This is a genomic window from Accumulibacter sp. (genome assembly GCF_036625275.1).
Classification (GTDB): Bacteria; Pseudomonadota; Gammaproteobacteria; order Burkholderiales; family Rhodocyclaceae; genus Accumulibacter.
Genome location: NZ_JAZKUD010000116.1, coordinates 1 through 10,454, shown reverse-complemented (window position 1 = coordinate 10,454; position 10,454 = coordinate 1). Strand labels below are relative to the sequence as shown.

Annotated in this window: 11 protein-coding genes; all 11 read right to left on the bottom strand. The window is 61.1% G+C overall.

The features are described 5' to 3' along the window. Positions 1–460: hypothetical protein (locus tag V5B39_RS20295; protein WP_332344654.1), on the bottom strand; the 460-nt coding region annotated here is incomplete at its 3' end. 62 nt (positions 461–522) lie between these two features. Next, a complete protein-coding gene (locus tag V5B39_RS20290) occupies positions 523–2,469 on the bottom strand; it encodes a tetratricopeptide repeat protein (RefSeq protein WP_332344653.1) in 1,947 nt (648 codons plus the stop codon). 153 nt (positions 2,470–2,622) lie between these two features. After that, positions 2,623–3,519, bottom strand: a complete 897-nt coding sequence (locus tag V5B39_RS20285; RefSeq protein ID WP_332344652.1) for an ABC transporter ATP-binding protein — start codon at positions 3,517–3,519, stop codon at positions 2,623–2,625. Next, a complete protein-coding gene (locus tag V5B39_RS20280; protein WP_332344651.1) occupies positions 3,516–4,355 on the bottom strand; it encodes a hypothetical protein in 840 nt (279 codons plus the stop codon). Before V5B39_RS20280 ends, V5B39_RS20285 begins: the two co-directional genes overlap by 4 nt. Beyond that, positions 4,355–5,158 (bottom strand): hypothetical protein, encoded by an 804-nt coding sequence (locus V5B39_RS20275; protein ID WP_332344650.1) that lies wholly within the window; start codon positions 5,156–5,158, stop codon positions 4,355–4,357. The genes V5B39_RS20280 and V5B39_RS20275 overlap by 1 nt, the downstream gene beginning before the upstream one ends. Positions 5,159–5,232: 74 nt before the next feature. After that, the gene (locus V5B39_RS20270; RefSeq protein ID WP_332344649.1) at positions 5,233–5,616 is read right to left on the bottom strand and encodes a hypothetical protein; all 384 of its coding nucleotides are present in this window, start codon (positions 5,614–5,616) and stop codon (positions 5,233–5,235) included. A 42-nt stretch (positions 5,617–5,658) separates the two neighbouring features. Next, positions 5,659–5,841 (bottom strand): prepilin-type N-terminal cleavage/methylation domain-containing protein, encoded by a 183-nt coding sequence (locus V5B39_RS20265; protein WP_332344648.1) that lies wholly within the window; start codon positions 5,839–5,841, stop codon positions 5,659–5,661. 266 nt (positions 5,842–6,107) lie between these two features. Further along, the gene (locus V5B39_RS20260; RefSeq protein ID WP_332344647.1) at positions 6,108–6,293 is read right to left on the bottom strand and encodes a prepilin-type N-terminal cleavage/methylation domain-containing protein; all 186 of its coding nucleotides are present in this window, start codon (positions 6,291–6,293) and stop codon (positions 6,108–6,110) included. A 184-nt stretch (positions 6,294–6,477) separates the two neighbouring features. Then, entirely contained in the window at positions 6,478–8,847 is a 2,370-nt protein-coding gene (locus tag V5B39_RS20255) for a GspE/PulE family protein (RefSeq protein ID WP_332344646.1), read from the bottom strand. Between the two features lie 8 nt (positions 8,848–8,855). After that, a complete protein-coding gene (locus V5B39_RS20250; protein ID WP_332344644.1) occupies positions 8,856–9,623 on the bottom strand; it encodes a 3',5'-cyclic-nucleotide phosphodiesterase in 768 nt (255 codons plus the stop codon). A 97-nt stretch (positions 9,624–9,720) separates the two neighbouring features. Next, entirely contained in the window at positions 9,721–10,401 is a 681-nt protein-coding gene (locus V5B39_RS20245) for an FHA domain-containing protein (protein ID WP_332344643.1), read from the bottom strand. Between the last annotated feature and the right edge of the window lie 53 nt (positions 10,402–10,454).

Sequence of the window (10,454 nt, the reverse complement as noted above, 5' to 3'; positions counted from 1 at the left end):
ACCAGCGGGTGCGCCCCACCCAGGTGATTCGCCAGCGCCGCGCGCGCTGCAAGGCAAATACCGCCAGAGCGCCGCCCGCCAGGCTCAGCGCTGCGAGGCCGCCGGCGATCCCGGACAGGAAGGTGCTTGCTTCAGCGACATCGCTGTCGGCGATGACGCCGAGCAGATGGGTATCGCTGGGCCGGCCGAAATCCAGGATGTAGTAAGCCTCGAAGGGCGCCAGCACCACCCAGGGCAGCAGCAGCAGAACACCGACCCAGAGTCTGCCGGCAAGCGACAGCAATAGCCCGACGGTCGCCAGTGCCGGCAAGAGGATTTCGACGACCAGATTCCTTGGCGGACTATGCACCGCCAGCCAGGCCAGATTGGGCGCGATCGCCACGACCACGACAACGAACAGGGCCCCCCAGAAGAAAGCCCGCGAAGATGTTTCCAGGTTTTCCGTGGCGGATCCGAGCATTACCCTGACATCCCGGCAAGGCACCACACTGACGTGGTGGTAAGAGACCGTACCGACTGCGCTCAGACGAGCGCAGCCCTCTCGGCACCGGACAGGGCGCTGTCCCACATCCGGAAATACACCTCCTCCAGCGAGCGAACGAAGCGCGGCATATCGAAGAGCGGGCAGCGGTTTCTCTGCTCGACCAGCTGCCTCCGCAGCGGACGTAGTCGCTCTGGGGTACGTGCGAGCGCCAGGGCCAATCGGTAGTACTCGTCGGTCGATCCGACGACCAGCTCGTCGAGCCCTGCCGCATGCAGCAGGCTGGCGCCAACGCGTCCCGGGAAAGTATCGCCAAGTAGCGCAACCATCGGAACGCCTGCCCACAAGACATCGATTCCCGTCGAGTGCGAGTTGTACGGAAACGGGTCGAGCGCCAGATCCGCCAGTTGCAGGCGCGACAGATGATCTGCCTTTGACTCGACTCGCGGTGCGAAGATGACCCGAGCCGGATCGACGCCACGGCTCTCGGCTTCCTTCCGCAGGCGATCGTGAGCCGTACCTCCCGGCTGACTCAACCACAGGCAGCTGTCGCCTGTCTCCCGCAGCAGCCGACACCAGATGTCAAAAACCTGCGGGTTGAACTTGTAGCTGTTGTTGAAGGAACAAAAAACGAAACCCTCCTCGGGCAGCCCGGCATCCCCGCGCGACGGGGGATCCGCCAGGGTGATCGTGCTGTCTGCCGGCAGATAGCAGTTCGGCAAATGCGCGAGCGTCTCCGTATAGCAGTGTGCTTGCGAGAGGGGCGTCACGACCGGATCCCCCAGAAGATAGTCAGCGAGTTTCGGGTGCCCGAGAGTCCCGGCATAGCCCAGCCAATTCACCTGCACCGGCGCACAGCGCAGGGCCAGTGCCTCCGGCCGCCCGTCTGCAGTCCAGCCGTGAAGATCGATCAGGATATCGACTTCGTCGGCACGAATGCGCTCGGCCGTCTCGATCACGCTGGAATCCCGCAGATCGACAAAATCATCGAAGGCAGCGCGCAAGCGCTGCCGTATGTCGCTCTGATCATCGACCCCCAGTGAATAACCGAACACCTCGACCCGCGCGCGATCGTGCAACTCGATGACCTGCGGCATGATCTGGCCAACCGGATGGTTGCGGTAATCGGCCGACAGGTAGCCAATCCGTAGCCGCGAGCCTCGAGCAGGCTCCTTCCTGCGTACGGCCAGGGCAAGGGCCGGTGCATCGAGAACGCTCGCTGGGATGTCGCAGCGCGCGAAGTTCGACGCGACGCTGCGCTGCTCTTCGGAAGTAATGCCGGGAAACGACAGGATGACGAAGGGGTTGCTGGTCAGCGAACGATAGTCCGCTGTCAGGGACCGGAGAGCAAGCAATCTCGCTCCCAGATCAGTCCAGTCGCATCGCTTGAGGCTGGCGGCAAGCAGTTGGGACAAAATGGCCGGATTGTCGGTGTCGTTCTTCCACAGCTCGTTGAGACAGGCCCAGGCTTCGTCATTGCGATTGCTGTTGAGCAGTACATTGGCCAGCAGTTCAATCGCATCGACGTAGTCACCCGGGTGGCACTCAATGGCCTTGAGCAAGAAGGGCACCGCCTCGTCGTATTTGTGCATTCTCGACAAGGCGAGGCCGTAGTTCTTCAGTACCTCGGGATCGCCGGGCTTGATCTCGATCGAACGGGCGAAGCACTTGATCGATTCATCCCAGCGCATCAGCGCTGACAGGACGATCCCGAGATTGTTCAGCGCCTCCGGGTCTTCCGGATAGCGCTCGAGCGAATGACTGACGATCGGCAAGGCATCTTCGTAACGCCCCTGCCCGATCAGGGCAAAGCCAAGCGCCTTCAGGGCCAGCGACTGCGTCGGTCGAGCGCCAAGAACGCGGCGGGCCGCCGCTTCCACATCGACATGCCTGCCGGCCTCGACCAGGCGCATCAGCGCCAGGCAGTCCGCATCCAGCGGAACACGCCGGGGAACTGCCGTGTGCGACTTTTTCCGGGTTGTCTTCATCGTCTCAGCGAGCTCGTCAGTATTCTTGCAGCATTCGTGTCGGTCGGATCAGCGCAGGCTGAACCGATATTTTCTTGCCCTGCATGTCGGATCCTGGCCTGTGGCTTACCTGACGCGGACCCGACCAACGGCCTGTTTCGCGGTATTGCCGTTTCAGTGCTGTCCAACGGCACGCATGAAGGCCACCTCCAGGGACAGGCTGGGGCGCACTTCCACCAGGACATGCCCGGCATGATGCAGGGCGTCGAGACGCGCCCACAGCTCGGCGCGTGGTACTTCGCCAATCCAGCGCCCCGAAAAATCCTCGCGCATCCCGGCCACCGCGACCTGGCCAAAGGTGCGCACCAGCACCATCTCCTGCTCACCCGTGAGTTCGGCCGGCGATCGAACCGCTCGCAACAGCCCTTCATGAATCAGCCCGAAGCGGTCGGCGAGCCTTTCGACGTCGTGCAGCACGTGCGACGTCAGGAAAAGTGTCCCGCCGCCGCGCTTGTATTCGGAAAGGATATCGACCACATCCCGCCGACCAATCGGGTCAAGGCCGGACAGTGGCTCGTCTAGAATCAGAAGGCGCGGATTGATGCACAGCGCCTGGGCAATAGCCACACGCTGCGTCATGCCCTTCGAGAAAGAGCGAATTGTCTTGCGCCCGACCTGCGCCAGACCGAGTCGCTCGAGCCAGTCGAGACAGTGAGCCTCCTGGGCAGTCACCCTGACCCGATGCAGCCGCATACTCATCGTGAGCAGTTCGAGCGGCGTCAGATAGTCGTACAGATAGGGGTTTTCGGGAACATAGCCGAGGCCCAGGCGGGCAATCGGCTCGGTTACGGCAGTCCCGAACAGGCGGGCACTCCCGCTCGTCGCTTCAATCAGCCCCATCAGGATCTTGATCGTCGTTGTCTTGCCGGCGCCGTTGGCACCGATGAAACCAAAGGCTTCGCCGGGCTCGACGGCCAGAGAAACGCCGCCAAGGGCGACCACCGGCGCCGACCGCCATCGCTTCCGGTAATGCTTTTCAAGACCGTCAATGGCGATCGCGGGAACGCTCATTGCGTGCCCGCCGCGCCTGAATTCAGGATTGGCCGACCGGCCGCATCGAGGCCGAAGCCAAAGCCCAGCGGGTCTGTCGGTAGTTCGGCGATCAAGCCGGCGCTCACCAGTTCCTCCAGCTTCTTCGCGCTTCTGCCCTGCCTGGCCTGAAAAAGCGTCGCTGCGTCCTGCAGCGCCGCCAAGTCACGCAGACGATTGGCCCGGACCTGCAGGTATTTGCGGAAAGCCCCCGGCGGCGAGTGTTCCGCCATCGCGCCGACCATTGTGGCTGCATTGGCAGTCTGGTAGCCCTTCTCGATCCAGGCGGCGGCGACATTCTGCAACGCCCACGCGTCCTGCTGATTGCTGACCCGCGGGACGCCCTTGAGAAGCCACTGGGCCCCTGTCGCCGGGTCCTTGCGAAAATGATAGAAGAGAAATCCGTAATGGAATAGCGGATACCAATCGAAAGTTCGCGCGTCCGATGCCCGCCGCAGGACGTATTGTGCCGCATCCAGTTCGCCATTCCACGGCAGGATCGCCGCGCCAATGTAGTAATTGTCTTCGTGCACCGGGTTGAACCACGCAATATCGCGCTGCAGCTTCGCCTGCACCGCGTAGTCCTCGGCACGCATGCGGCCGGTGTCGGCGACCAGCACGCGAAATCCCGCCAGATTGGCCGCCAGGTAGCGATCGCCGCCCGCCATCAGGACCTGCGCAAAGCGCGGCAAGGAAATCAGCAGTTCCGGCGCCGCCGTCGCTCTCGTCAAGCCGGACAGACGGTGCTGGGCGAAACCATAGACGAGCAGCGACAGCACACCCAGGGACAGCGTCATGACGCTCAGCGAACGCCGCATCAGGAGAACTCCCGCAGCGAGAACAGCAGGCTCGCAGCAACCACGAGCAGGACGATGTAGCCAACCGCCATGGCCACAGACCAGAAGACCATCTCGGTGCCGGGCGCCAACTGATACATCGACCATTCCCGCCAGTCCAGACGCGAGAGATCCGGCAGCAGCCAGCGGATCCGGTCAACGACGGGACCATAGCTGGCAAGCAATTCCTCGTTACCGTCGGCGCCTCTCGCCAGGTAGTCGATGGTCGCCCCAAGCGCCTTGCCGGCCACCGCAAAAGCGGCTCCCAGGGCGAGTGGCAGCACCGAAACGGTGGACAGCGCGGCGATGCACAAGGCAAAGGCGGCCACCACGGCCGCGTCGAGCGCCAGGCCGACGACGGCGGTCCAGAAGGGCAGCCCCAGCGCCAGAGGGAACTCCTGGCTGTAGCTTCCCCCCGCCATCAACACGGCGAGCAGCAGCAGCAGTCCAAGAACGGTTGCCGCCAGCAGCGAGAGGAGCAACACGGCCGCAAAGCGCCCGGCCAGGAAGGCAGCGCGCGAGACCGGATAGGCCAGCGAAAAAAGGATCACCCGGCGATCGATCTCGCGGGCGACCAGTTCCTGAACCCAGAACAGGTTGAGCAGGACGAGGGAAAAACGGATTCCCGAGAAGCCAACGTCGAGCGCGACGGTCTGCGGCTGCCGCGGGGAGAAAAAACCCGAAAGATAGGCGATGCCGATCGTCAGAACGCCAAGGAAGAAAACGGCGTGGAAGCTTCTTCCCCGCAAACCCGAACGTAGTCCGGAGAGGGCGAACTCGAGCATGACTACCAGTCAAAAAAAAGGGCGCAGCCTGCGGTGCGCCCGCTTTCACACAAGACAGGAAAGATAGGAGCGGTTCAGGAACTCGGTGCTAACCCTGCCGCATCGGCCGCATCTTGAGCGGTACAAGGGGTGGCGGGGCACTTGGGGTCCGCCGTACTTACTGGAGCCACCGCACCACCGACGGTCGAACCGTTGAACCGGGTCTTGCCCTTGGCGGACGCCGAGCCCACCCGGTAAAGGGTCGGGTTCGCCGCACCACCATCTATGCCTTCCAGGAAAACATTGGCCGAGCATTTCGGCACAAAGGCCGTCCTGACAAAGCTACCGCCACTGGTATTACCCGTGACTGTTGCGCCGTTGCCGGCTAACGCCACACCGCTACAGATCGGATCCGCATTGGCCGAAAAAGACGTAATCGCTGCGACGGCCAACACCGAACCCAGAATGATATTTTTCATGCGAGATCTCCAAAAAGAAAGGGGAATTGAATCATGGATGGTTCATGGGTTCGAGTTGCCAACGGCACTCGTCAGCAGGTTGCGCGCATCGGACTGTGCCGCCTTGTCCTCACCCTTCTTGGTGTAGTCGGAGAACTGCGGGATGGCGATGGCGGCCAGAATACCGATGATCGCCACAACGATCATCAGCTCGATCAGGGTAAAACCTTTTTGCAGCTTCTTCATGGTGGTCAGCTCCTTGCGGTAGGTTCAACGGACAATCCGTTGCGTTACATACAGCAGTTTCCATGCCAGGCTGTTAACCCGGTGGAAAGCACCCTTTTCAGGCCTCGCCACCGGTCATCGCCGCCCATTGGCGTCACCCGACTGACAAAAAACGTCAGCACACGTTGCCCGGCTGTCCGCCTGACCAGCGCTTCCTGCCACAAGAGAAGATTCCCAAATGGCACCGGGGCGAGCCGCAATGGTGGCATGGTGGCTACTGGCCAAGGCTAGTCGTTGTAGCTGGCGGCGGTGGCCGCTATCAGCAGGCTCCGCGCATCGCTTTGCGCCGCCTTGTCTTCACCCTTCTTCGTATAGTCGGTGAACTGCGGGATCGCAATCGCCGCCAGAATGCCGATGATCGCGACCACGATCATCAGCTCGATCAGCGTGAAACCTTTTTCCTCCCTGTTCATGCGATGTCAGTCCTTCCGGCCGATGCGATGGGTAATCCTCCGCATCTCAGAGCAGTTTTCGTGCCACCGCCGGAACCGGTCCGGGGCATTGCTGCTTGTCTGACGCTTGTCCATGATCTTGCAGAAGGAGGAGGTTCCAGGCGACGATTGGCTGCCCGATGGGCCGCCGCCGGCATGAACCCACCTACTTGACACAGACCGCGCGTACCTGCTTCAGGTCGGTGATGCCGGACAGGATTTTCTCGATGCCGTCCATCTTGAGTGTACGCATGCCCTCGTTGAGCGCCGTGGCGAGCAGTTCAGCGACGCGCGCGCGCTCCTGGATCTGCTGCTTGACCACATCGGTACCACTCAGCAGTTCGTGCAGGCCGACACGTCCCTTGTAGCCACTGCCGGCACAGGCATCACAGCCGTGTGCTCGATAGAGTGTGAACCTGCCACCCCGAGCGTGCCTTGCCAGCCATTCCTGGTGCACGCGCTCGGTAGCAGCCTGCGGGTCCGCCTGCCATTCCTGAGTATGGGCCATTTCGGCGGAATACTCGGAAAGCAGGTGTCGGATTTCGTCTGACGTCGGCTGGTAAGCCTCCTTGCACGATGGGCATAGGCGCCTGGCAAGCCGCTGGGCAAGAATGCCGAGGAGCGCGTCGGCAAAATTGAAGGGGTCCATGCCCATGTCGAGCAGGCGATTGATCGACTCGGGAGCGCTGTTGGTATGCAGGGTCGCAAAAACCAGGTGGCCGGTGAGTGAGGCTTCGATGCCGATCGACACGGTTTCCCGGTCGCGCATTTCACCGACCATGATCACGTCGGGGTCGGCGCGCAGGAAGGCGCGCATCACGGTAGCGAAGTCGAGCCCGGCCTTCTTGTTGACCTGCACCTGACGCAGGCCCTTCTGGGTGATTTCGACCGGGTCCTCGGCGGTCCAGATCTTGGTTTCCGGCCGGTTGATGTAGCTGAGGATGGAATGCAGGGTAGTCGTTTTTCCCGATCCGGTCGGTCCGCAGACGAAGAATAGCCCGTAGGGCCTGGCGATGAGTGTCTTCAGTCGCTCGAGGTTGTGCTCCGTGACACCGAGATCCGCGAGCGGGATCGGTTCGCCGGCGGCGAGGATGCGTAGCACGACGTCCTCCATGCCGCCGGCGGTCGGGATTGTCGCCACCCGCAGCTCGATGTCCAACGGCCCCCAACGCTTGAACCTGATCTTGCCATCCTGCGGCCGGCGTTTCTCCGAAATATCGAGATCGGACATGATCTTGAGACGCGCGATCAGGGCACTTCGGTAGGATGGCGGAATTTCGATGTACGGTGCCAGGGCACCGTCCCGCCGGAAGCGGATGACCGTCTTTTCCTTGCCAGGCCGTGGCTCGATGTGGATATCCGACGCGCCCTTCTGATAGGCCTCGACGATGATCTTGTTCACCAGGCGAACGAGCTCGTTGTCCGCGGCAGCACTGAGTACCTCGGCACTGCTGCCGGGCACATCGCTCGCTTCATCGTCGTCGAGCCCGGACAATAGGTCGCCGACAGAATCCATTTTCGACAGGTCGCCGAAGAACTGGTTGATCAGTTGCAGGAAATCCTGGTGGGTCGTGACGCGATAGGCTATCCGGCTCTTCGGAAAGATGTTGTTGACCGTCCGAGAGCCCCTGATCCGCTCCGGGTCGATGGTCACGACCACCAGGCCGTCGGTGCTCTCCTCAACCGGCAGCCAATGATTTGCCTCTGCGTAATCCCGCTTGAGATGCTTCAACAGCTCCATCGGCCTGATGCGGTTCGGCAGGAAGGGCTCATAGGGAACAGCAAAGAACTTTGACAGCGCGGCACCGATCGCTGGCAGTTTGACCTGAAATTCCTCCATCAGCACTTCTTCGAGATCGATATTCTTTCGCCGTGCCGAGCGCTGTGCCAGGTCGAGTTCGGCAGCCGAGAGGATGGCATCGCTGACCAGGGCATCGTATTTCGTTTTCAGCCCGGGGAGGGGCGCCTTCTGACGCTGCGCAAAAGCCACGGCCAGGGTCTGCGCCAGAGCCTGGATGCCCTCCTCGGCGACGGCCGGAAAGGGGGTATCCGACCGATTGTTGATCAGTTGTACAACGCCTAGCAGCTCGCTGTTCTGCTCGTTGACAATCGGTGCCACCAGCATCTGCCGGGAACGATAGCCGGTACGCTGGTCGATGTCCTTCAGGAAGCACAGGTGCGGGCTATGCTTCGCCAATTCGAGATCATCGTAGACGTCACGGATGTTGACTGCCTTGGCGGACACCGCGACATAGCCGGCAATGCTTTGCTCGGAAATCGGCAGCTTGATGTCCTTGTGCGAAGCCAGCCCAGTCTTCAGCTTGGAGACGATGTTCTGCCGGTCGTCGCTGACAAGGTAGATGGTCAGGCGATCACAGTGAAAGAGCTCGCAGATATCCTCCGACATCTCGAGGATGATTTCGTCAGCATTGCTGGTGGCGTGGATCTTGTTGGTGACGCGCTGGAGATTCTTGAAGAAGCCCAGGCGCCGGCTCATGTCGCCCAGATTGCTGTCGATTGGCCGGGTGCTTGCCATGGTCCTGATCAGAAGTCGAAGACCTGATTGTTGTACAGCCGGCGCGGCCTGAAATCGGCGGCGCAGGCCTCGATTTCGGACATTGTCAGCTCGATCTGGCTGGGTTTCAGATGACTGATGTAGATCTCGGCATCGACCTTCAGTTGCTTCAACTCTTCCGCCAACAGGCTCGGGCACAGGTGCTTCGAGATCTCGGCAAGCCTCCGCTCAGAGTTCGGGAAAGCCGTTTCGATCAGCAGGTAACGAAGATTCGCTATCCGATTGATCACCGGCCAGAAGGCAGCGTTGACCGTCGTGTCGCCGGTAAAAACCAGGCTGGCGGCACCCGAGTCGAGCTGATAGCCAACGGCTGGCACCGTGTGTTCTGCAGGAAGCACCGTGATCGCTCGCTGACCCAGCCGAACCGACTGTCCCAGAGCGATTGTCCGGTACTGCATGAGCGCCTGCTCACGGCTCGGTATGGCGCTGAAATCCGGCCAGATGGACCAGTTGAAAATGTGCCTGGCAATGATTTCAAGCGTCGCAGCCGTGGCATGAACGGTGACCGGTCTCGAACGCATGTCGCTGACCGAATCGATCAGCAAGGGCAACGACGCAATGTGGTCGAGGTGGGAGTGGGTCAGGAAAACGTGGTCGATGGTTGCCAGTTCGGCAAGCGACAGGTCAGCGACACCCGTCCCCGCGTCAATCAGGATGTCATCATCGACGAGCATGGATGTGGTTCGCAGATGGCGCCCGCCAATGCCGCCGCTACAGCCCAGAATCCTGACTTTCATGCTGGTTCCACCGGATTTCGATGCTGTCCGCTGCTGTCCATTGTCGCCAGAGCCCAAGACCAATGACTGCCTCGCCTGACCAGAAGACGATTTCCCATCAGTTCTTCAGGAAGAATTCCATCTTCACGCCAGCAATCTCGATTACATCGTGGTTTTCCAGACGTCGAGCCTGAGCGTCAACAACCTGGCCATTCAACAGCGGGAAGTCCGATCCTTCGACGTGGGTAAGGAAGTAACCCTGTGGTCGTCGGGCAATCACCGCCACCTGACCACGCCTGCCGAGTGTCGTCAGCGTCTTGGTCAGTTGCAACTGGTGGCCGGCGTTGGAACCACTGAGCAACTGGATGGCTGCACCCGGCAGGGTGGGCGCCGTGGCGCTACCCTGTGGCGCGCTGGCAGTCATTGCATCCCGGTCGCCGTAAACCACCTGCAGGGGTTCGGAGCGGAACGGCGTGCTCTTGTCGTACTCGGAGGTCTCTCCCGAGGCAACGGCTTCGACAAGATACTTCATCTTGTACTTGCCAAACTCGATGACGTCGCCGTCCTTCAGGAAATGTTTCTTGATCGGCTGACCATTGACAAGGGTTCCGTTGGTGCTGTTCAAATCCTCCAGGAAGGAATCGTTGAGGATGGTCACCACCGCTGCATGCTCACCACTGATCGCCATGTTGTCGATCTGGATGTCGTTGTGTGCCTTGCGGCCAATGCTCATGTGCTCCTTGCGCAGAGGGATTTCCTTGAGGACCAGACCATCCATGCTAAGTATCAGCTTTGCCATCGCCTTCTTCGTCCTTAATTGAGCCATGACCAGAGTTTGGACAAACCTCCTCC

Coding starts and splice junctions, on each gene's coding strand:
- V5B39_RS20270 (WP_332344649.1), bottom strand. CDS start 5,616: ATGAAAAATATCATTCTGGGTTCGGTGTTGGCCGTCGCAGCGATTACG.
- V5B39_RS20285 (WP_332344652.1), bottom strand. CDS start 3,519: ATGAGCGTTCCCGCGATCGCCATTGACGGTCTTGAAAAGCATTACCGG.
- V5B39_RS20275 (WP_332344650.1), bottom strand. CDS start 5,158: ATGCTCGAGTTCGCCCTCTCCGGACTACGTTCGGGTTTGCGGGGAAGA.
- V5B39_RS20280 (WP_332344651.1), bottom strand. CDS start 4,355: ATGCGGCGTTCGCTGAGCGTCATGACGCTGTCCCTGGGTGTGCTGTCG.
- V5B39_RS20255 (WP_332344646.1), bottom strand. CDS start 8,847: ATGGCAAGCACCCGGCCAATCGACAGCAATCTGGGCGACATGAGCCGG.
- V5B39_RS20250 (WP_332344644.1), bottom strand. CDS start 9,623: ATGAAAGTCAGGATTCTGGGCTGTAGCGGCGGCATTGGCGGGCGCCAT.
- V5B39_RS20260 (WP_332344647.1), bottom strand. CDS start 6,293: ATGAACAGGGAGGAAAAAGGTTTCACGCTGATCGAGCTGATGATCGTG.
- V5B39_RS20245 (WP_332344643.1), bottom strand. CDS start 10,401: ATGGCAAAGCTGATACTTAGCATGGATGGTCTGGTCCTCAAGGAAATC.
- V5B39_RS20290 (WP_332344653.1), bottom strand. CDS start 2,469: ATGAAGACAACCCGGAAAAAGTCGCACACGGCAGTTCCCCGGCGTGTT.
- V5B39_RS20265 (WP_332344648.1), bottom strand. CDS start 5,841: ATGAAGAAGCTGCAAAAAGGTTTTACCCTGATCGAGCTGATGATCGTT.